At 66.4% G+C, this 18,470-nt stretch carries 24 protein-coding genes; 17 read left to right on the top strand and 7 right to left on the bottom strand.

The genetic code is table 11. The features are described from left to right. Positions 1-11: 11 nt before the first annotated feature. On the top strand, positions 12-1,325 hold the full coding sequence (gene larC, locus U5914_RS09365) for a nickel pincer cofactor biosynthesis protein LarC (protein WP_336135490.1): 1,314 nt from the start codon (positions 12-14) through the stop codon (positions 1,323-1,325). A gap of 9 nt (positions 1,326-1,334) precedes the next feature. On the opposite strand, the gene radB is transcribed toward larC, so the two are convergent. Then, positions 1,335-2,039, bottom strand: a complete 705-nt coding sequence (radB, locus tag U5914_RS09360) for a DNA repair and recombination protein RadB (protein WP_336135489.1) — start codon at positions 2,037-2,039, stop codon at positions 1,335-1,337. A gap of 106 nt (positions 2,040-2,145) precedes the next feature. Between radB and U5914_RS09355 the strand changes: the two genes are divergently transcribed. From U5914_RS09355 to U5914_RS09340, 4 genes are all read left to right on the top strand, one after another. After that, positions 2,146-2,574 carry a PaaI family thioesterase gene (locus tag U5914_RS09355; RefSeq protein WP_336135488.1) on the top strand — a complete coding sequence of 143 codons (429 nt, stop codon included), beginning with the start codon at positions 2,146-2,148 and terminating at the stop codon, positions 2,572-2,574. An 81-nt stretch (positions 2,575-2,655) separates the two neighbouring features. Continuing rightward, positions 2,656-4,317 carry a class I adenylate-forming enzyme family protein gene (locus U5914_RS09350; protein WP_336135487.1) on the top strand — a complete coding sequence of 554 codons (1,662 nt, stop codon included), beginning with the start codon at positions 2,656-2,658 and terminating at the stop codon, positions 4,315-4,317. Positions 4,318-4,398: 81 nt separating this feature from the next. Continuing rightward, complete coding sequence (locus U5914_RS09345; RefSeq protein ID WP_336135486.1) at positions 4,399-5,421, top strand: phosphoribosylaminoimidazolesuccinocarboxamide synthase; 1,023 nt, start codon at positions 4,399-4,401, stop codon at positions 5,419-5,421. Between the two features lie 80 nt (positions 5,422-5,501). After that, complete coding sequence (locus U5914_RS09340; protein WP_336135485.1) at positions 5,502-5,666, top strand: hypothetical protein; 165 nt, start codon at positions 5,502-5,504, stop codon at positions 5,664-5,666. A gap of 179 nt (positions 5,667-5,845) precedes the next feature. Here U5914_RS09340 and U5914_RS09335 read toward each other — a convergent pair whose 3' ends face one another. Beyond that, complete coding sequence (locus tag U5914_RS09335; protein WP_418766758.1) at positions 5,846-6,811, bottom strand: formyltetrahydrofolate deformylase; 966 nt, start codon at positions 6,809-6,811, stop codon at positions 5,846-5,848. A 138-nt stretch (positions 6,812-6,949) separates the two neighbouring features. On the opposite strand from U5914_RS09335, the gene arcS reads away from it, so the two are divergent. Genes arcS through U5914_RS09295 form a run of 8 tightly spaced genes read left to right on the top strand, consistent with a single transcriptional unit; the run spans position 6,950 to position 11,028 of the window. Beyond that, entirely contained in the window at positions 6,950-8,704 is a 1,755-nt protein-coding gene (arcS, locus tag U5914_RS09330; RefSeq protein ID WP_336135483.1) for an archaeosine synthase subunit alpha, read from the top strand. A gap of 49 nt (positions 8,705-8,753) precedes the next feature. After that, positions 8,754-9,176, top strand: coding sequence for a hypothetical protein (locus U5914_RS09325; protein WP_336135482.1), 423 nt, complete (start codon positions 8,754-8,756; stop codon positions 9,174-9,176). Between the two features lie 51 nt (positions 9,177-9,227). Continuing rightward, positions 9,228-9,614, top strand: coding sequence for a DUF7971 family protein (locus tag U5914_RS09320; RefSeq protein ID WP_336135481.1), 387 nt, complete (start codon positions 9,228-9,230; stop codon positions 9,612-9,614). A 23-nt stretch (positions 9,615-9,637) separates the two neighbouring features. Beyond that, a complete protein-coding gene (locus U5914_RS09315) occupies positions 9,638-9,919 on the top strand; it encodes a ubiquitin-like small modifier protein 1 (RefSeq protein ID WP_336135480.1) in 282 nt (93 codons plus the stop codon). Then, the gene (locus U5914_RS09310) at positions 9,920-10,177 is read left to right on the top strand and encodes a MoaD-like domain-containing protein (RefSeq protein WP_336135479.1); all 258 of its coding nucleotides are present in this window, start codon (positions 9,920-9,922) and stop codon (positions 10,175-10,177) included. A 1-nt stretch (position 10,178) separates the two neighbouring features. Then, a complete protein-coding gene (locus U5914_RS09305; RefSeq protein WP_336135478.1) occupies positions 10,179-10,544 on the top strand; it encodes a DUF8048 family protein in 366 nt (121 codons plus the stop codon). A gap of 43 nt (positions 10,545-10,587) precedes the next feature. After that, a complete protein-coding gene (locus U5914_RS09300; RefSeq protein ID WP_336135477.1) occupies positions 10,588-10,728 on the top strand; it encodes a hypothetical protein in 141 nt (46 codons plus the stop codon). Positions 10,729-10,752: 24 nt separating this feature from the next. Then, complete coding sequence (locus U5914_RS09295; protein WP_336135594.1) at positions 10,753-11,028, top strand: GNAT family N-acetyltransferase; 276 nt, start codon at positions 10,753-10,755, stop codon at positions 11,026-11,028. A gap of 276 nt (positions 11,029-11,304) precedes the next feature. Here the strand turns inward: U5914_RS09295 and U5914_RS09290 are convergent, their stop codons facing one another. Continuing rightward, positions 11,305-13,236 carry an aldehyde ferredoxin oxidoreductase family protein gene (locus tag U5914_RS09290; RefSeq protein WP_336135476.1) on the bottom strand — a complete coding sequence of 644 codons (1,932 nt, stop codon included), beginning with the start codon at positions 13,234-13,236 and terminating at the stop codon, positions 11,305-11,307. Between the two features lie 228 nt (positions 13,237-13,464). On the opposite strand from U5914_RS09290, the gene U5914_RS09285 reads away from it, so the two are divergent. Beyond that, the gene (locus tag U5914_RS09285) at positions 13,465-13,854 is read left to right on the top strand and encodes a VanZ family protein (protein WP_336135475.1); all 390 of its coding nucleotides are present in this window, start codon (positions 13,465-13,467) and stop codon (positions 13,852-13,854) included. 58 nt (positions 13,855-13,912) lie between these two features. After that, the gene (locus tag U5914_RS09280; protein WP_336135474.1) at positions 13,913-14,995 is read left to right on the top strand and encodes an archaeosine biosynthesis radical SAM protein RaSEA; all 1,083 of its coding nucleotides are present in this window, start codon (positions 13,913-13,915) and stop codon (positions 14,993-14,995) included. 43 nt (positions 14,996-15,038) lie between these two features. Here U5914_RS09280 and purQ read toward each other — a convergent pair whose 3' ends face one another. After that, the gene (purQ, locus tag U5914_RS09275; RefSeq protein ID WP_336135473.1) at positions 15,039-15,713 is read right to left on the bottom strand and encodes a phosphoribosylformylglycinamidine synthase I; all 675 of its coding nucleotides are present in this window, start codon (positions 15,711-15,713) and stop codon (positions 15,039-15,041) included. 55 nt (positions 15,714-15,768) lie between these two features. Beyond that, a complete protein-coding gene (purS, locus tag U5914_RS09270) occupies positions 15,769-16,020 on the bottom strand; it encodes a phosphoribosylformylglycinamidine synthase subunit PurS (protein WP_336135472.1) in 252 nt (83 codons plus the stop codon). A gap of 125 nt (positions 16,021-16,145) precedes the next feature. Between purS and tmk the strand changes: the two genes are divergently transcribed. Further along, complete coding sequence (gene tmk, locus U5914_RS09265) at positions 16,146-16,736, top strand: dTMP kinase (protein ID WP_336135471.1); 591 nt, start codon at positions 16,146-16,148, stop codon at positions 16,734-16,736. A 17-nt stretch (positions 16,737-16,753) separates the two neighbouring features. Here the strand turns inward: tmk and U5914_RS09260 are convergent, their stop codons facing one another. Then, entirely contained in the window at positions 16,754-17,065 is a 312-nt protein-coding gene (locus U5914_RS09260; protein WP_336135470.1) for a DUF7991 family protein, read from the bottom strand. 79 nt (positions 17,066-17,144) lie between these two features. Between U5914_RS09260 and U5914_RS09255 the strand changes: the two genes are divergently transcribed. Further along, a complete protein-coding gene (locus U5914_RS09255) occupies positions 17,145-18,176 on the top strand; it encodes a thiamine pyrophosphate-dependent dehydrogenase E1 component subunit alpha (protein WP_336135469.1) in 1,032 nt (343 codons plus the stop codon). Positions 18,177-18,186: 10 nt separating this feature from the next. On the opposite strand, the gene U5914_RS09250 is transcribed toward U5914_RS09255, so the two are convergent. After that, positions 18,187-18,417: an Lrp/AsnC ligand binding domain-containing protein gene (locus tag U5914_RS09250; protein WP_336135468.1), complete on the bottom strand. Its 231-nt coding sequence runs from the start codon at positions 18,415-18,417 to the stop codon at positions 18,187-18,189. Positions 18,418-18,470 lie beyond the last annotated feature (53 nt).

Here is an 18,470-nt window from a genome sequence, read left to right as displayed (position 1 = left end):
GACTCGCGGGTATGCAGACGCTCGCTTTCGACGGCCGGACCGGCGCCAGCGGTGACATGGTCCTCGGCGCCCTAATCGCGGCCGGCGCCGACCCAGACCGTCTCTCCGTGGTCGAGGACGTCCTCGACGTCGAGTACCGCATCGGCGAAACCACGAAGAACGGCATCGTCGCGACGAACGTCGACGTGCTGGTGGCCGACGAGGAAGCCGACGCCGACGGAACGGACGGCAGGCACGAACACGGCCATGACCACGAGCACGGACATGACCACAGTCACGGCCACGAACATGACCATGACCACGACCACACTCACGACGACCACGCCGAGGGCCACGGCCCCCACCGGACCTACGCTGAATGCCGCGACCTCGTCGCCGAGATGGACCTGCCGAAGGCCGTCGAGGCGGACGCACAGGCCGTCTTCCGCATCCTCGGCGAGGCCGAGTCCCGCGTCCACGGCACCGACCTCGACGATACCCACTTCCACGAGGTGGGCGCCGACGACGCCATCGCCGACATCGTCGGGTCGGCCCTGCTGTTCGACGACCTCGACCTCGACCGCATCGCGACGACGCCCGTCTCCGTGGGCGGCGGCGAGGCGTCGATGAGCCACGGCGTCTACCCGGTCCCGACGCCGGCGGTGTCCTACATCGTCGAGTCGGCGCCGTGGGACGTCCGAGGCGGGCCGCTGGACGAGGAACTCCTGACGCCGACCGGCGCGGCGCTGCTCGCTCACTTCGCCGAGGGCGTGGCCTCGCTGCCCGAGATGCGCATCGACGCCTCGGGCTACGGGGCCGGAACGAAATCCTTCGAAGAGTATCCGAACGTCCTCCGGGCGACCGTCGGCGAGGCGAAGGCAGGACTGACGCGCGACGGGATTCGCGTACTGGAGACGAACCTCGACGACGCGACGCCGGAGGTTCTTGGCGGCTTGCAGGACCGACTTACGGACGCCGGCGCCCGCGACGTGACCATCCTGCCGGCGACGATGAAGAAATCCCGGCCCGGCCACCTCGTGAAGGTCATCGTCAAACCGGACGACGTGCAGGCGGTCGCTCGCCGACTCGCCGAGGAGACGGGCACGCTCGGAATCCGGGAGACGGCGGCGACCCACCGCTGGATAGCCGAACGGGACTTCGAGACGGTCGAACTCACGGTCGACGGCGAGACGTTCGAGGTGGCGGTCAAGGTCGCTAGCGACGAGGACGGCGCGGTCTACGACGCCAGCGCCGAATACGAGGATGCGCTTGCGGTCGCCGAGGAGACGGGCCTCACCGTCAGGGAAGCCGTCCGGCGGGCCGAGGCAGCGTATCTGGACGATTAAAAGCGAGCGTCAGACGTCCTCGTCGACGCCTTCCAGACCGGTATCGGCGATGCGGAACCGGGCCGTCTCGCCGGCAGCCTTGGCGCGGTGCTTTTCGAGGGTCGCCCGGCGGTTACCGGCCCGGAAGCGTTCGAGACGGAGGACGGTACCGGACCAGTGGGTCAGGGTGTGGCCGCCGAGCGGGCGCGCCCGCGAGGATTCGGAGTCGGGGTCCGAGTAAACCTGGTTCGTGATGACGACCGCGAGGTCGTGGCGGCGGGCCAACGACAGCAGGTGTGTCACCTGACTCGCGACCTGTCGGAGCGTATCGCCTTCGTCCTCGTTGTGTCGTTCCAGTCGGTAGAAGCCGGTCGCGCTGTCGAGGACGACGAGGTCCGCCTGCTCGGCGAAGTCCGCGGCGTCCTTGACGGCTTCCCCCTGTTCGTCGAAGTCCAGCGCGTCGGTGATGATGACCCGGGAGGCGATGTCCTCGATGGACTGTTCGTCGTCGGCCTTCGCACGGGCGAGTTGCTCGAAGCGGTCGACGGAGATGCCCTCGGTGTCGATGTAGAGGGCGGTCCCGCCGTCGGCGGCGACTTCGATGGCCGCCGCCAGCGCGAGGTTCGTCTTGCCCGCGGCCGGCGGGCCGTAAATCTGCGTGACGGTACCCCGCTCGAAGCCGCCGTTCAGGAGATCGTCGACGGTGTCACACCCCGTCGGAATCGGCTCGCTCACGTGTGTCCGTTCGCCGCGTTCCGTTAAAAACCTCCAGTTCCGTATCGGCAGTCGAGAGCGATGCCGGCACCGACACCCAAATGGCCCACCGAAGCGAGGCGCCGGTATGGAGCACTACCGCAAACTCGAACGGATGTACCACGACGCACCCTGCAACGAGGGCGTCGACCCGACGCTGTCGATTACGGGCGAAGGGACCGCCGAACTCCGCATCGAGGCCGACGAGAGCCAGCACCACGCCGCGGGTGCGGTCCACGGCTCCTACTACTTCAAGGCGCTCGACGACGCCACCTTCTTCGCCGCCAACTCCATCATCGAGGACGTCTTCGTGCTGACGACGGACTTCCACCTCCAGTTGACCCGTCCCGTCTCGACGGGCGAACTCGTCGCCACGGCCGAAGTGGTCAACGACCACCCGAAACAGCTCATCGCCGACGGCGTCCTCCGGGACGGGGAGGGCAACCAACTGGCTCGCGGCACTGGCACGTTCCTCAAAAGCGACGTGGAACTGGGCCCCGACGTGGGCTACGAGTAGTCCAGTACAGTCGGCTAGGTTTTAAGTTGCCACCGCACCGAGGCCGAAGCCTTTTGATAACACGCAACAAGCACGTGTTCGATGAAGTTCTATCAGCAGGAACCGCTGCGGCATCTCGGCGACCTGCCGTCGATGGGTGCCGAACGGTACGGGGACAGACTCGCCTTCGAGTACCGGGGCGAGGAGTACAGTTACGAGGACCTCGACGCGCGGTCGAATCAGGTGGCGAACGCGCTGGTCGAGGCGGGCATCGAACCCGGCGACCGCGTCGCGCTGTATCTGGAGAACTCCCTGCAGTTCCCCGAGTCCTTCTTCGGCGTCATCAAGGCCGGCGCCGTCGCGGTCCCGCTGAACCACCGCATGGACACCGACAGCCTCCGGTACATCCTCTCGGACGCCGACGCGGCGGCGCTTATCACCTCGCCGGTCTTCCCGAGCGTCGGCACGGCCCTCGCCGAGGAGGTACCACTAGCCTTCATTCCGGGCGGCGCCGAGGGACTGGGGGATTACGACGAACACGTCGACGATGCCCCGGCCGAGTTCGATCGGCCCGACCGCGCGTTCGACGACGTGGCGGTCCAGTGCTACACCTCGGGGACGACCGGCGACCCGAAGGGCGTCCTGACGACCCACGAGAACCTGCTGTCGACCGTTCAGGCGTACACCTCCCGCAGCGGGTCGGACCCCGAGGAGGACGTCTCACTGTGTTTCCTCCCGTTGTTCCACATGTACGGGCTCAGCACGGTCATGCTCACCAGCGTCTACAACGGCGTGGCCGTCGTTCTCCGGACGATGCCCGTAGCCTCGGAGTTGCTCTCGGCCATCACCGAGTTCGAGGTGACCTCCTTCGCGGGCATTCCCGCCGTCTACATCGAGATGCTCGAAGAGATGGAGGCCAATCCCGATGAGTACGACGTCTCGAGCATCACCACCCTCGGCAGCGGCGCGGCGCCGCTGGCGGACGACACCCGCCGCCGCATCGAGAAGGCCTTCGACACTCCGATAACCGAAGGCTGGGGCATGACCGAAACCTCCCCCGCCGGCACCACCGAATCGACCTACGGCGTCACCAAGGGCGCGGGCTGTATCGGCCAACCCCTTCCGAACGTCGAAATCAAACTGGTCGACCCGATAAGCCGCGAGACGCGCGTCCCGCCGGAGGCGTTGGACCCGACGGCCGCCAAGACGCTCGAAGACCACGGCATCGACCCCGACGACGAGGAGCAGGTCACCGGCGAAATCGCGATTCGCGGCCCACAGGTCTTCGAGGGCTATCACGAACTGCCGAAGAAGACGGCGGAGGTCTTCGACGAGGAGGGGTGGTTCTACACCGACGACATCGCCCGCATCGACGAGGACCGCTTCCTCTGGATGGTCGACCGTGCCGACGACATGCTCATCGTCGGCGGCGAGAACGTCTATCCCGCCGAGGTTGAGGACGCCCTCTTCGAGCATCCGGACGTACAGGCCGCCGCCGTCGTCGGTGCGCCACACGAGCGGAAGGGCGAGGCACCGGTCGCCTATGTCGTTCTCGAACCGAGCGTCGAGGAATCCGAGTCGCCCACCGAACACGAGATTCGGGAGTTCGCCCTCGAACACGTCGCCTCCTATGCCCATCCGCGGCGGGTCTTCTTCGTGGACGAACTGCCCCGAAGCGGGACCCGGAAGGTCCAGCGCTACAAACTGGAGGAGGACGTCGAAGAGCGACTCGACGGCCCGCTGGAATCAAGCGAGCAACTGTAACGGGGCGGGGGACGCGGGGGCCGTCCCACAGGCCGAGACCGATGGAAACGCCTTTCCGCCGTCGCAGGCACCCACACAGTAATGACCAGCGTCAAGGAGTTCCGTGTCGAGGAAGCCGCGACGGCGGACGAACTCGGGACGGGCGCCTTCGTGTTCACGGACGATTACTCGGTGTTCGACTGGGGGAAAATGCCCGATTCGATTCCGAACAAGGGTGCCTCGCTGTGTGCGATGGGGGCGGCGAACTTCGAGGCTCTGGAGGCCGAGGGCATCCCGACCCACTACCGCGGCGTCGTCGCCAACAGCGGCGAGGTCGTCCCGTTGGACGAGACGGCCGCCCCGCCGCGGGAGATGGCCATCGACCTGACGCGCGTGCCCGACCTGCCCCACGAGGGCCGCGAGTACGACTACACCGCCTTCCACGAGGAGGCGGGCGAGAACTACCTGATTCCGCTGGAAATCGTCTTCCGGAACACGGTCCCCGTCGGGTCGTCGCTGCGCTCGCGGGCCGACCCCGCCGACTTCGGCCTCGATTTCGAGGCGTGGCCCGACGAACCCATCGACCTCCCCGAACCGGTCGTCGAGTTCTCGACGAAGTACGAGGAATCCGACCGCTACCTGACGCGGGACAACGCCGACTACATCGCCGGCGAGGCCGACGTCGACGACCTCGAAGAAGTCGCCCGCGAGGTCAACGACATCGTGACTGAGAAGGCCGCCGAGGCGGGACTGAAACACGAGGACGGCAAAATCGAGTGTCTCTACTTCGACGGCGAAATCCGGGTCGCCGACGTGGTCGGCACCTTCGACGAGAACCGCTTTTCCTACGAGGGCCAGCAACTCTCCAAGGAGGTCGTTCGGCAGTACCACAAGCGCACCCAACCGGAGTGGGTCGACGCCGTCGAGGCGGCCAAGGCCCGCGCCAAGGACGAAGACATCGCCGACTGGCGCGAACTCTGTGCGGTCGACCCCGAACCCCTCGACGACCACGTCGTCGACGCCGTCCGCGACATGTACACCGCGGGCACCAACGCCTACCTCGACCGCGAGTTGTTCAGCGCGCCGCCGCTCTCGGAGGCCGTCGAGACCGTGCGGAACCTCTAAGTTCGTCGGCGCGGACCGACCGCCGAACGGTCGACCGTGAATCCCTGCCGTTTTTATCTCCCTGCCGTGAACGGCCGAACATGATACCGCTACAAACGTTCTCGGACCCGGCGATGCCAGTCGTCCTTCTGGCCGTCTTCGCGACCCTCGCCGTCTTCGTCGGATTCATCTGGGCGTTCAAGAAGATCAGCGAACCGCCGGAGAGCCACGACGAAGACGAGGAATCGAACGGCGCTCACGCCTAACGCGGTCCTTTTACTACGCGTCGGGGTATCGCAGAAGGGGACAGACGCGGAACGGCACGCCACGATTCCGGGCGATGCCCACGGCGTGTCCGGAATCCCGGTGTCGTCGGAACGAACCGAGCAGTCGTTCGTCCCGGCTCCGCACTCGATTTTAGGCTAGCCTAAAAAAAAGCTATGGGTTACTCGCCGTCCGCGCTTCGGGAGACGACGCCGCCGAGACCGTCGACTGGCCGGTCCGGTTGGCGCTCCTCGAACGACTCGGGAAGTCCCAGTTGATAATCCTCGGGGTCGACGTCGTCGCGATACTCCGTGCGGCCGTGATAGACGTGGACGGCGTTGTCGAGATGCAGTCGGACGGCTTCGAGCAGGGCCTCGGCCTCCAGCGGCTGGCCGCGCCGTTCGATTTCCTCGACGTCGGCCTTCGCCGGAACGTTGAACGCCCGCTGGGTGATGATTGGTCCCTGGTCGAGGTCGGTCGTCACGTAGTGGGCGGTGACGCCGCCGATGCGGACGCCCTCCTCGCGGGCCTGCCGGTAGGCCTCGGCGCCGGGGAAGGCCGGCAGGAGGCTCGGGTGGATGTTGATGATGCGGTCCTCGTATCGGAAGACGACGTTCGGACTGAGGATGCGCATGTAGCGCGCCAGCACGATGAGGTCCGTATCGTAGTCGTCCAGCACCTCCAGCAGGCGCTCCTCGTCGGGACTGCCCTTCTCGTCGCCGACGTCGTGGAAGTCGACGCCGTAGTGGTCGGCCAGCGGTTCGAGGTCGTCGTGGTTGCCGATGATGACGCTGATTTCGGCGCCCAACTCGCCGTCGGCCCACGCCTCGAAGAGGGCTTCGAGACAGTGGGATTCCTTCGTGACGAGGACGGCGATGGTCTGGGTTTCGCGGTCGGCCGGGAATCGGACCTGCACCTCGACGCCGAGGTCGTCGCCGAGTTCGTCAAGGGCCTCGCGGAGTTCAGCCTCCGTGCAGGTCATCCCCGACGTGTCGACCGACATCGTCATGCGGAACACGCCATCGCGGACCGCCTGGTCGAGGTCCTCGATGTTGATGTCCCGCTCGAAGAGCAGGGTCGTCACCCGGGCGATGAGTCCGGTGTCGTCCTCCCCGATGACCGTGATTTCGGTGTACTCGCGACTCACAGCCGACACCTCCGGGGGGACGTACTGAATGCCATACTACCGGGTGAGCGGCGCGTCTTGAAAAGCGACACGTTCCACGACGCGCCACGGGCGGGCCGAACCGACGGACAATTACGGACCGGCCGACGAAGGACAGCCATGACCGAGTATTTCGAGGTTCACGCCCGCGACGGCGCCGCTCGTCGGGGCGAGTTGCGCCTCTCGGAGCCGGTTTCGACGCCGGCGCTCGTCGACGATATCGTCGAGGACGCCGGCAGTCGCTGGCACGAGACACAGGAGGTGCCGGACGGCGACGAATCGACGCTGACGGTGCTGCCCCACCGAGCGTTGCCGCCGGGCACCGAACAGCCGGTCGAGGAGGCCTTCGCAGTCGACTACCCCGACGTCGACTTCCCGAGCGCGGCCGTCGTCTCGCCGGGGACGGCCGACGATTACGGCGCCGACGCCTACGTGCTGGCCGGCGCGCCGGGCTACGCTGGCCACGCCGAGGCGTTCGTGGAGGCTCTCTTGGAGACGAAGGAGGCGGTTCCCGACGACACCGCACTGTACCTCTCGGGCGTCGCCACCCCCGCTAACGCGGCGACGCTGGTCTACGCCGGCGTCGACCTGCTGGACGAGACACGCGCCCGGACGCGCGGCCTCGACGGTTTCTATCTGACCACGGACGGCGAGGAGTTCCTCGAAGACCTCGACGAACTGCCGTGTGCCTGTGAGGCCTGTCAACAGTCGGTCTCGGAGTTCTCCCGCGCCGACTGTGCCGAGCACAACGCCAACGCCCTCCGCGCGGAGATGGCCCGGGTCCGCCACCGCATCTCACAGGGTCGTCTCCGGGATTACATCGAGGGCCAGGCCCGCCACGAGGCGTGGCTGACCGCGGCCTTCCGCCGCCTCGACCAGCAGTACGCTTACGTCGAGGAACGGACGCCCGTCTTCCGCCGGAACGAACTGCTGGCCGCGACGGACGACAGCATTCGTCGGCCCGAGATTCAGCGCTTCGCCGACCGGGTGACGAGTCGGTATCAGCGCCGCCTGAAGGGCCCGCTCGTCCTCGTGCCGTGTTCGGCACGGAAGCCCTACAGCGACTCCCAGAGCCACCGGCAGTTCATGGACGCCATCCAGTATCGGGGCCACGTCGTCTCGATGACCTCACCTATCGGCGTCGTCCCGAGCGAACTGGAGACGACCTATCCCGCCCAACACTACGACAGCGTGGTGACCGGCGAGTGGACCGCGACCGAAATCGAGTTCGTCGCCGCGGTGCTGGAACGCTATCTGGAACGCGCCGACTACGACCGCCACATCGCCCACGTCCCGGGCGAGGGCTACCGGGAGATCTGCGAGCGCGTCGAGGAGTCGCTCGGCATCGAGTTCGAATACACCGTCGAAGACCACCCGACGACGACCGAATCCCTCGGAAACCTCGCGAAGGCCCTGCAGGGCGAGGAGAGTTATTATAAAAGTGAGCGCGAGCAGTCCATCGTCCGGGCCATCGCCGACTACCAGTTCGGCGAGGGCGCGGGCGACGAGGTCTTCGGCGAGAACATCTCGACGGAGGGTCGGTATCCGAAACTCCGGGTTCGCGATGCCGACGGCGAACTGCTGGCGACGCAGGTCGCCCAGTACGGCACCTTGTCGCTGACCGGCGCCGGCGCCCACGCGTGGCAGGAAAGCGATGCGCCGACCAAGACCGTCGAAATCGACGGCTTCGTTCCGAGCGGGAGCGTCCTCGCGCCGGGCGTCATCGACGCCGACGCGTCGATTCGGCCGGGCGACGAGGTCATCTTCGAGGGGCCGAAGGCCTTCGGCGTCGGCCGGGCGAGTTGTCACGGCCGGGCGATGGTCGAGGCGACCCGCGGGTCGGCCGTCGACGTTCGGCATTGCGAGGAGCGATAGCGGTCGCCGAGCGGTAGCTTTTTTCACGAACTCGGCTGAACGGCCGTGTATGGACCGCCCTGCCCTCCTCGCAGTGCCGACACTCTGTATCGCCGCCGTCGTGGTTCCGTTACGGTCGCTGCCGACGTTCCGCGTCGTCAGGGAAACCCTCGACGTGGCGATGCTGTCGCTGTCGACCAAACTCCTGTGGACGACCGTCGCCGTGGTCGGCTTCGCCGCGGTCGGGTACGCCTACGGCTCGACCGCGAACGACGACCCGCCGTCGGTGCTCGGTGTCGGCACCCTCGCGGCGTTTCTCGGCGTCCTCGTCGGCTACGCCGTCCTCTGGTCGCTCCCGCATACCACGCTGGTTACCGGGGCCATCTATCTGGAGGTACTCGTCGTCGGCGCCTATTCGGTGGTCGACGCGCTCATGTTCGGCCTGCTGGTCCTCGGTGGCTACGCCCTCTCGTCGGGGACCCGGAATCGCTGACGCCGCGCCATCGCCGGCCACCTTTTTGGTCGGGTGGTTCCAGTATCACCCATGGACGAAATCGAGTTGGGCGTCCCCGGACCGCTTCTGGAGTCGCTTCCCGAGGACGACGGCGGCGCGGCACAGGACATGCAGCGGGCCGTCGAGGGGTACAACAAGCGGCTGAACCGACTGCTCGACGACGCCGACGACGACACCGAGGCCGCAAGCGCCGTCCTCGACGTCATCGAACACTTCGAGGCACGCGGCGAGAAATACGACGAGTTCGTCCCCGAACTGCGCGCGTGGGGGCAATCGCCCATCTTCGCCATCGCGTGGCGGAACCTGTATGCCGACCTCATCGCCCAACTGTACGAACACGACTGGCTCGCCGCCCAACTGGACCGCGAGCGCAACGCCCGCCTCGTCGAGGACGGCGTGCGACTCTCCGATTTATGACGGACGCGGACCAACGGGGCGCCATGGAACTGGAACTGCGGTTCTTCGCGACGTTCCGGGCGGCGGTCGGTCAGAAAACCGTCGACTGGGAGGCCGACGACGATGCGACCATCGGCGATGTGTTGCTGTCCATCGAGGAGGAATACCCCGAACTCGTCGGGGAACTACTCGACGAGGACGGCGACATCCAACCGCAGTTGACCGTCCTCAAGAACGGCCGGGAGGTCGTCCATCTGGGGGGGACCGAGACGGAACTCGACGACGGCGACCGGGTGAGCGTCTTCCCGCCGGTGGCCGGTGGATAGATGCAGGAGACACGCGAGTTCCGTGGTATCTCCCAGCGGTTGGCCGTCCAGTACCTCGAGAACCTCGGCGGCGAGGCCGTCGACGGCGGCGACCGCGTCGAGGGCGACGGCTGGAGTGTGTCGCTCGACGAGCGGAAGGTAAACCCCGTCGGCTCGATTACCCTCAACGAGGTCACCGTCGCGTTCGAGGGCGACGCCGAGGTCCTCGAACCGCTCATCGGGAAGTTCGAACAGAAGGCGATTCGCGCCGGGGGCTGAGATGGCTGGCGGGCCGCTGAAAGGGAACGCGCTGGTGCTCGGCGCCGCGAAGGCCTCGGTCTCCGGCGAGCGCCTGCCGGACCTCGCGGACCGCGCGCAGGTGTTTCTCGAACCGCGTCTGGCGGAGTACGTCCGGCGTTACGAGTGCGTCTACGAGGACGAAGCCGAAGCCGTCTTCCTCGTCGCGGAGGGCCACTGGGCCGAGGTCGGCGAGGAGATGGGCCTCAACGACCGGGAGTGGCAGGCCCTGCGACGCACCCACGCCGAGCATCTCAAGCAACTCGGCGGCGAACTCGACCGCCGCGCGGAGTTCGAAAGCGCGCTCGAACTGCGCGAGTCGGTCGTCATCGGGAAGGACTCGACCTGAGTCGGCCGTACTTTGTGAGGCCTCGACAGGCTACGAGCACGTGATGTGGGAGACCGACGACTACCTCGACGAACTCGAAGACGAGTGGGAGAGTCGCAAGCAGGCGACCTACGTCGTCTATCCCCGAGACAGCGAAGACGACGCCTGCGAGTTCGTCGGCCTGACGAACATGCGGTTCGCGTGAGACCGAAAGACCGGCGGCCTCGGCATCTGGTTCCGCAAGCCGTTCTGGGGCCGTGGCTACTCCGGCGAGCGAGCCGCCGCGCTGATGCAGTGGGCCTTCGAGGACCTCGACCTCGAAGTGGTCGGTGCCTCCCACCAGCCGGGCAACGAGCAGTCCCGCCGGGCCATCGAGAAGTACATCGAGGCCCACGGCGGCCAGTACGACGGCCTCCTGCGAAACTGGATCACGAAGGACGATGAGATGCGCGACCTCCGACGATACACCGTTACGCGAGAGCAGTACGAAGCGGCGACGGCGTAACTACACCATCCACTCGGCGACGTAGACGTTTTTACAAAAATAGGTAGCTTGCATCCGCTTCGGGGGCGTCCGAAGGTCGCCCCCGAGGCGGTTCGCCGCGCGAGCGAAGCGAGCGCGGGACCAAGGGCCGACCGGTTGCGAGACTCCGAACGGAGTGAGGAGTCTCGGATATGCCGAACGGCGAACGAAGTGAGCCGTGAGGCGAGGGAGGCCCGCCGTGTCTTTTTCATCGAAGTTTTTGCCGGGCGGCCGCAGGCCGCCCGTGCAAAAAGTTCGCTAGTCGTCAGCCGGCGCCGCAGAGTCGCCAGCACTCACGCCGGTCCCGGGCCCGACGTCGATGTCGAGTTCGTCGAGTTTCTCGTCGGGGACGACGCCGTCGACCCAGCCACGGTGCTCGTAGTAGGCCTCTTTCATCTGGTCGAGTTCGACGAGGCTGCCCTCGACGCCGCCCTGACCGGGGACGGCGTCCTCGTGGCCTTCGACGAAGCGGTCCGGCAGGGAGTCGTCGGAGCCGTCGAATCCGACGAGGTTGTTGTAGTAGCGTTCGAGGGTCCAGATGCGTTCGCCGGCCTTTTTGAGTTCTTTCTCGCTGACGTCGCGGCCGGTCATGCCGTTGTACTGGAGGACGTACTCCTCGATGCCCTCGGCGAAGGCGTTGAACTTGCAGATGTCGAAGGAGTCGCTGATGGCGTGCATGTCCTGGAAGGTGGCGGACAGTTCCGCTTTGCCCTCCCATTCGATGGGGTCGACCTTCTCGGGAAGGCCGAGGATTTCGGCGGAGGGCGTGTAGGCCCGCAGGTGGCAGGCCCCGCGGTTCGACGTGGCGTAGGCGATGCCCATGCCCTTCATACACCGGGGGTCGTAGGCGGCCATCGTCTGACCTTTGACGTCGAGACGGCAGTCGTGGGCGTCGAGCGCATCGGCGACGCCTTCGGCGCCCTCCGCGAGCGTGTCGGCGAGGTCGCCGTCGCGGTGGCCGATCTTCTCGAGCATGTCGATCATCGCTTCGGCGTCGCCCCAGTCGATGCCCTCGTCGATGTAGCCCTTCTCGGAGGCCTCCATCGCCATCGCGAGCATGTTGCCGGAGTCGATGGTGTCGATGCCGAGGTCGTTACAGAGGTCGATCATGACGGCGACCTTGTCGCGGTCGTCGTTCATGGAGTTGGGCCCGAGCGCCCACGCGGATTCGTACTCGTAGGACTCCATGCGGACGTTCATGTCCTCGCCCTTGTGGGTGACGTCGACCTCGACTTCCTTCTTACAGGCGACCGGACAGGAATGGCAGGTCGGCTCGTCGACCAAGATGTTCTCCCGGACGTTCTCCCCGGAGACCTTCTCGGAGTCGATGTTGGGTTCGCTCGGGGACTCGGTGGCCTCGCTTTCGGTCGAGGTATATCGGCCGTTCCGGGTCGGCAGGCCGTCCATCTCCTCGGTGGCGTTCATCAGGACGTTCGTGCCGTACAGCGAGAGGCCGCCCTCGTTGGGCGCGGTCACGTCCGATTCCCGGATTACCTCCATCGCCTGCTTGTGGCCCTGTTTGAAGGTCTCGGGGTCGGCGGGCTTCGGCATCTTCGTGCTGGATTTGACGACGACGGCCTTGAGGTTCTTCGAGCCCATGACGGCGCCGGTGCCGCCGCGGCCCGAGGCCCGGTCGTCCTCGTTGACGATGTTGGCGTACTTGACCTGGTTTTCGCCACCCGGCCCGATGGCCATCATCGAGAGGTTCTTGCCGTACTCCCCGTCGAGTTCGTCTTCCAGTTCGTCGCGCGTCTCGTGGACGCCATAGCCCCACATGTGCGAGGCGTCCCGAAGCTCTACCTCGCCGTCTTCGATGTAGGCGTAGACCGGTTTGTCGGCCTTCCCTTCGAAGAGCAGGCCGTCGAAGCCGGCCCATTTCAGGCGAGCGCCGGACCAGCCGCCGTGGTGGCTGTCGGTGACCGTCCCGGTGAGCGGCGATTTCGTACAGACGGCGATACGCCCGCTCATGGTCGTCTGCGAGCCCGTCAGCGGCCCGTTCATGAAGGCCAGCAGATTGTCGGGTCCGAGCGGGTCGACGTCCGTCCCCTGGTCGAATACGTACTTGACACCGAGACCGCGCGCCCCGATGTACTTTCGCGCGTCGTCGTCGTCGACGCCCTCGTAGGCGACGTCGCCCTCCGAGAGGTCGACGCGAGCGACGTGGTCGTGGAATCCACCTAAATTTGTCATGATAACTTATCCCACTAGATACAGGGTCGCAATTGGCGTAATAGTTGCCACCGTTGCGAAACCACTATCAGTTACATCGTCGCCATCCGCCCGAACACCTTCACGAGGGCGAAAACCGGGGGCGGCGTCCGAACGCGGCAGGCGCCGCCGGTTCTTCGGGGCTAGGGGGTAGTATCGTGACCGGGACGAACCGGGGGTTTAAATATGGCGCCGTGGCACGCGTCGAGCGTGAGCCGTTCCTTGCCGGTCGCGCCCCGAGCGCTCCGCTACGCTGGCGTCCTCGCCTGTGCGGTCGTCATCCTCTATTCGTCGGTGACGGTCGTCGACGACGGCGTCCCGCGGACCCTGTTCGGTATCGGCACGACCGTCTATCTCCACGTCATCGCCTACGCCGGATTCGCCGGCGCCATCGGCTACGCCCGACTGTCGGCCGACCGGCGCGCGCTCCTGCTCGCGGCCGGGATATCGACCCTCTACGGCGCCTTCATCGAACTCCTGCAGGGGACGCTTTCCTATCGGACGATGTCACTCCTCGACGGCCTCATCAATGCTGGGGGCGCGGGCCTCGGTGCCGTGCTGTGGCGGCTGACCGCGCCCATATTCGGTGCCAGCCGATAAGACCGGCAGTCGAGGCTGGAACGACACGGCTATCCGCGCTCGTATATTAGGGCCGCCAATGAGTCAACCGAGTCCCGACGCCTACGAGCAGGGCCGAGGGATGGACGCGCACAACGAGGTGATGCGCGACATCCGGGCCCGCAACGACGAGACCTACGACCCAACCGAACCGACGCGGGTCTGGCTCGACGAGGACAACACCCCCGACGGCGTCTACCAGTCTTTGACCATCATCCTCAACACCGGCGGCTGTCGGTGGGCCCGCGCCGGCGGGTGTACGATGTGCGGCTACGTCGCCGAATCGGTCGACGGCGGCAGCGTCGGCCACGAGAACCTGATGACCCAGATCGAATACTGTCTGGACCACGAAGCCGAGAACCTCGACGGCGACGAGAAGGCCGGCCTCATCAAGATATACACCTCCGGGTCCTTCCTCGACGAGCGGGAGGTCCCGGCCGAGACGCGCGATGCCATCGCCGAGACGTTCGCCGACCGCGACCGGATGGTCGTCGAGTCCCTGCCGGATTTCGTCGACCGCGAGAAACTCCGGGAGTTCACCGACCGCGGCATCGAGACGGACGTCGCCGTCGGCCTCGAAACCGCGACCGACCGGGTCCGCCACGACGCCGTCAACAAGTACTTCGATTTCGAGGATTTCGAGGATGCGTGTGCAGAAGCCAAGGCCGCCGACGCCGGCGTCAAGGCCTACCTTCTCATGAAGCCGCCCTTCCTCGCGGAACCGGACGCCGTCGAGGACATGAAGCGGTCGGTGCGGAAATGCGCGGGCGTCGACGGCTGCCACACCGTCTCGATGAACCCCTGTAACGTCCAGCGGCACACGATGGTCGAGGAACTCTACCACGACGGCGGCTATCGGCCGCCGTGGCTGTGGTCGGTCGCCGACGTGCTGGAATCGACCGCGGACGTCGACGCCATCGTCGTCTCGGACCCCGTCGGCCACGGCTCCGACCGCGGCCCGCACAACTGCGGGGAGTGCGACGACCTCGTCCAGACGGCCATCAAGGACTTCGACCTCCGGCAGGACCCCTCCGTCTTCGAGGAGGTCACCTGCGAGTGCGAGGCGACGTGGGAGTACGTGATGGCCGAGGAGACGACGTACAACCAGCCGCTCGTTAACTAATCTTAAAAAACGGAGTCAATCTCCTTCTGCGGCAGTTCGGAAATCAGGCGAAGCCGTCGAGGACGCCCTGTCCGTCCGTCGGGCCGATATCCGGCAACGAGACCCGTTCGGGGTGGGGCATCAGCACCGCGACGTTGTCGGATTCGCCGAGGACGCCCGCGACGTTCTCCTTCGAGCCGTTGGGATTCGCCGCGTCGGTGACGTTGCCGTCGGCGTCGCAGTAGCGGAAGATGACGCGGTCCTCGTCGTTGAGCGTTTCGAGGTGGTCGTCGGGGAGTTCGAAGCGGCCCTCGCCATGGGCGATGGGGACTTCGATGACCTCGCCTTCCTCGTAGGCGGCCGTCCACGGCGTGTCGGCGTTCTCGACGCGGAGATGGACGGGTTCACACTGGAAGCGGGCGCTCTTGTTGGTCGTGAAGGCGCCGGGCGTCAGGCCGCTCTCGGAGCCGATTTGGGCGCCGTTGCAGACGCCGAGGACGGGCGTGCCGTCGTCGGCCGCTTCGCGAACTTCGTCCATGATGGGCGAGCGGGCGGCCATCGCGCCGGCCCGCAGGTAGTCACCGTAGGAGAAGCCGCCGGGAATCATGACGCCGGAGGCGTCGGCCGGCAGACCGTCCTCGTGCCAGACGATTTCGGCGTCGATGCCGAGGTGCTCCAGCGCGCGGAGGGCGTCGCGGTCGCAGTTGGAGCCTCCGAAGCGAATGATGGCGACGGTCACGACGAACACCTCGTGTGTGAGTCGGACGTCGCCATCATCGTGATTGCGACCGTCATCAGGCTTCGGTGACCTCCACGTCGTAGTCGTGGATGGTCGGGTTCGCGAGCAGGCGTTCGGCCATCTCGGTGGCGCGTTCGGCGGCCGCGTCGGCATCCTCGGCATCGAGGTCGACCTCGAAGCGGTCGGCCGACCGCAGGTCCTCGAGGTCGAAGCCAAGCCGTTCGAGGGCCTGCTGGGTCGTCTCGGCTTCCGGGTCGAGAACGCCGTGCTTCAGCCGCACGGTCACGGTCGCGGTGTAGGCGGGCATACCTGACGTGGCGTGTTCGTGCGTAAAAACGATTGTGTATTTTGGGTGGTATGCATGTTCGTGGATATAGCAGTCGGCCGCCGAATATCCCGGCCACTCTTAAGCGCCGACGACAACGCTCGGATATGCTCATCACGCTGGAGGGCCTCGACGGCAGTGGGAAGTCGACCGTCGCCGAGGCGTTGCAGGATGTTCTCCCCGCTGAGGAGACGGTGTTCACCCGAGAGCCGACCGAGTCGTGGTACGGGGAGGCGGTCAATCGCTCCATCGGCGACGACGAGGCGGACCCGCTGGCGGAACTGTTCTTATATACCGCCGACCACGCTGACCACCTCTCGCGGGTGGTTCGGCCGGCCTTAGAGGAGGGGAAAGTCGTCGTCTCGGACCGCTATTCGGACTCGCGGTACGCCTATCAGGGCGCGACGCTGTCAGGGGTGCTCAAGCGGCCGATGGAGTACGTTCGCGGCATCCACCAGCCGTTCACGCGGCCGCCCGATGCGACGCTGTACTTCGAGGTGCCGCCACACGTCGGCGCCGAGCGCGCGGGCGCGACCAACAAGTTCGAGACGGTCGACTACCTCGGGCAGGTCGAGGAGAACTACGAGCGACTCATCGAGGCCGAACCCGAGCGGTTCGTCCGCATCGACGCGACGCAGTCCCCGGAGGAGGTCATCGCCGCGGCCGAACGGGCCGTGACGAACCTGCTCGATTTATAACCCGTTCCGCTCGCTGCTCACAGCGTGTCGGGCACCTCGACGTCCTCCGGGGCTGGCATCCAGAAGTAATCGAAGGCGATACCGACCGTCAGCGGGACGAGGACGGTCAGGCCGACGACCGTCGCGGCGTCACCGAGGTCGGGGCCGAGCACCTGTCCGAGAAACAGCGTCACGACGAGCAACGCGACGGGCGTCAGCAGGACCGTATAGAGCGCACCGCCCCACCGCGTGTCGAGGCGGGTCCGGAACACCCGAGTCAACACGGCGGCCAGCGCGGTGTTGATGCCGAGGAGCACGAGCAAGCCCACGGCTTCGAAGGCGGAGACCATACCCGGCCTAGGGTGTCGAGCCTCTTTGGTTTATCCGTCCAGCCGTCACGGCTTTGGCCCCGCCGAACGAGGGAGCGGTATGTACCGCGTTATCGGTGAGCGCGACCCCGAGAAGATAGACCCCGAACGGTCCCGGCGTCTCCTCGGAGAGATGGTCCGCGCGCGGGTCTTCGACGAGCGTGCCTTCGCCCTCCAGCGACAGGGGTGGATGAGCGGCTATCCGCCGTACCGCGGTCAGGAAGCCTCGCAGGTCGCCGCCGCGCTGGCGATGGGCGACGAGGACTGGCTGGCGCCGACCTATCGGTCGAACGCGATGCAGTTGGCCCGCGGCGTCCCGATGGCCGACATCCTCCGCTTTCGCCGCGGCTACCCGGAATTCGGCTCGGACCACGACGTTCCCATCCTCCCGCAGGCGGTGCCCATCGCCTCCCAGATTCCGCATGCGACAGGACTGGGGATGGCCGCCAACTATCAGGACACCGACGAGGCCGTCATCTGCTATTTCGGCGACGGCGCCACCAGCGAGGGCGATTTCCACGAAGGCCTCAACTTCGCCGGCGTCTTCGAGACGCCCGTCGTCTTCTTCTGTGAGAACAACGGCTGGGCAATCTCGACGCCCGAGACGAGACAGACCGCGAGCGACACCATCGCGGAAAAGGCCGACGCCTACGGCTTCGAGGGCGTCCGCGTCGACGGCAACGACCCGCTGGCCGTCTACGAGGTCGTCGACGAGGCGCTGGTGATGGCTCGGGAGGGAACGCCCGTGTTGGTCGAGAGCCTGACCTACCGGCAGGGTCCCCATACCACGAGCGACGACCCCGACCGCTACGCGGACCGCGAGTCCTTCCCGGAGTGGCGGACCCGAGACCCCATCGACCGCTTCGAGGCGTGGCTACGCGAGGCCGGCATCGTCGACGAGGAGTTCGTCGCCGAGGCCCGCACCGAGGCCGAGACGACCTTCGATGCGGCACGAAAGGAGGCCGAAACCGCCTCCCCGGACTCCGACGACGTCTTCGACCACGCATACGCGGAGACGTCACCGCGGCTGGAGGCACAGCGTGAGGAACTGCAGGCGTGGGTCGAACGGCACGGCGACCCCTACGAGGACTGACGGGTGGGTGTCACTCGAGACAGACGTACGTCTTCGTATCGCTGACGCCGTCAGTCGACCGGATTTCGGTCGCCACGGAGTTGATAACGTCGTAGACTTCCTCGCCCTCGGCTTCGACGATGATGTCGAAATCGCCGGCGACGATGTTGGCCTCGACGACGCGTTCGAGGCCCCGAACCGTCTCCAGAAGCGACTCCGCGTGGCCGGCGCCGGCCCTCACCATGATAAACGCACGAACCATGCCGGGTGTTCGCGGACCGTCTCGAAAAAGGTTTGGCCCAAGACACCATGTCA

This window comes from Natronomonas amylolytica (assembly GCF_037031205.1).
GTDB lineage: Archaea > Halobacteriota > Halobacteria > Halobacteriales > Haloarculaceae > Natronomonas > Natronomonas amylolytica.
The sequence above is the reverse complement of the archived record's forward strand: the minus strand, read 5'-3'. Positions and strand labels throughout refer to the sequence as shown.

Coding starts and splice junctions, on each gene's coding strand:
- U5914_RS09315 (WP_336135480.1), top strand. CDS start 9,638: ATGGAACTGGAACTGCGGTTCTTCGCGACGTTCCGGGCGGCGGTCGGT.
- U5914_RS09320 (WP_336135481.1), top strand. CDS start 9,228: ATGGACGAAATCGAGTTGGGCGTCCCCGGACCGCTTCTGGAGTCGCTT.
- U5914_RS09340 (WP_336135485.1), top strand. CDS start 5,502: ATGATACCGCTACAAACGTTCTCGGACCCGGCGATGCCAGTCGTCCTT.
- tmk (WP_336135471.1), top strand. CDS start 16,146: ATGCTCATCACGCTGGAGGGCCTCGACGGCAGTGGGAAGTCGACCGTC.
- U5914_RS09280 (WP_336135474.1), top strand. CDS start 13,913: ATGAGTCAACCGAGTCCCGACGCCTACGAGCAGGGCCGAGGGATGGAC.
- U5914_RS09255 (WP_336135469.1), top strand. CDS start 17,145: ATGTACCGCGTTATCGGTGAGCGCGACCCCGAGAAGATAGACCCCGAA.
- U5914_RS09300 (WP_336135477.1), top strand. CDS start 10,588: ATGTGGGAGACCGACGACTACCTCGACGAACTCGAAGACGAGTGGGAG.
- U5914_RS09250 (WP_336135468.1), bottom strand. CDS start 18,417: ATGGTTCGTGCGTTTATCATGGTGAGGGCCGGCGCCGGCCACGCGGAG.
- purS (WP_336135472.1), bottom strand. CDS start 16,020: ATGCCCGCCTACACCGCGACCGTGACCGTGCGGCTGAAGCACGGCGTT.
- U5914_RS09345 (WP_336135486.1), top strand. CDS start 4,399: ATGACCAGCGTCAAGGAGTTCCGTGTCGAGGAAGCCGCGACGGCGGAC.
- U5914_RS09350 (WP_336135487.1), top strand. CDS start 2,656: ATGAAGTTCTATCAGCAGGAACCGCTGCGGCATCTCGGCGACCTGCCG.
- U5914_RS09325 (WP_336135482.1), top strand. CDS start 8,754: ATGGACCGCCCTGCCCTCCTCGCAGTGCCGACACTCTGTATCGCCGCC.
- U5914_RS09260 (WP_336135470.1), bottom strand. CDS start 17,065: ATGGTCTCCGCCTTCGAAGCCGTGGGCTTGCTCGTGCTCCTCGGCATC.
- U5914_RS09310 (WP_336135479.1), top strand. CDS start 9,920: ATGCAGGAGACACGCGAGTTCCGTGGTATCTCCCAGCGGTTGGCCGTC.
- U5914_RS09305 (WP_336135478.1), top strand. CDS start 10,179: ATGGCTGGCGGGCCGCTGAAAGGGAACGCGCTGGTGCTCGGCGCCGCG.
- U5914_RS09290 (WP_336135476.1), bottom strand. CDS start 13,236: ATGACAAATTTAGGTGGATTCCACGACCACGTCGCTCGCGTCGACCTC.
- arcS (WP_336135483.1), top strand. CDS start 6,950: ATGACCGAGTATTTCGAGGTTCACGCCCGCGACGGCGCCGCTCGTCGG.
- U5914_RS09355 (WP_336135488.1), top strand. CDS start 2,146: ATGGAGCACTACCGCAAACTCGAACGGATGTACCACGACGCACCCTGC.
- larC (WP_336135490.1), top strand. CDS start 12: ATGCAGACGCTCGCTTTCGACGGCCGGACCGGCGCCAGCGGTGACATG.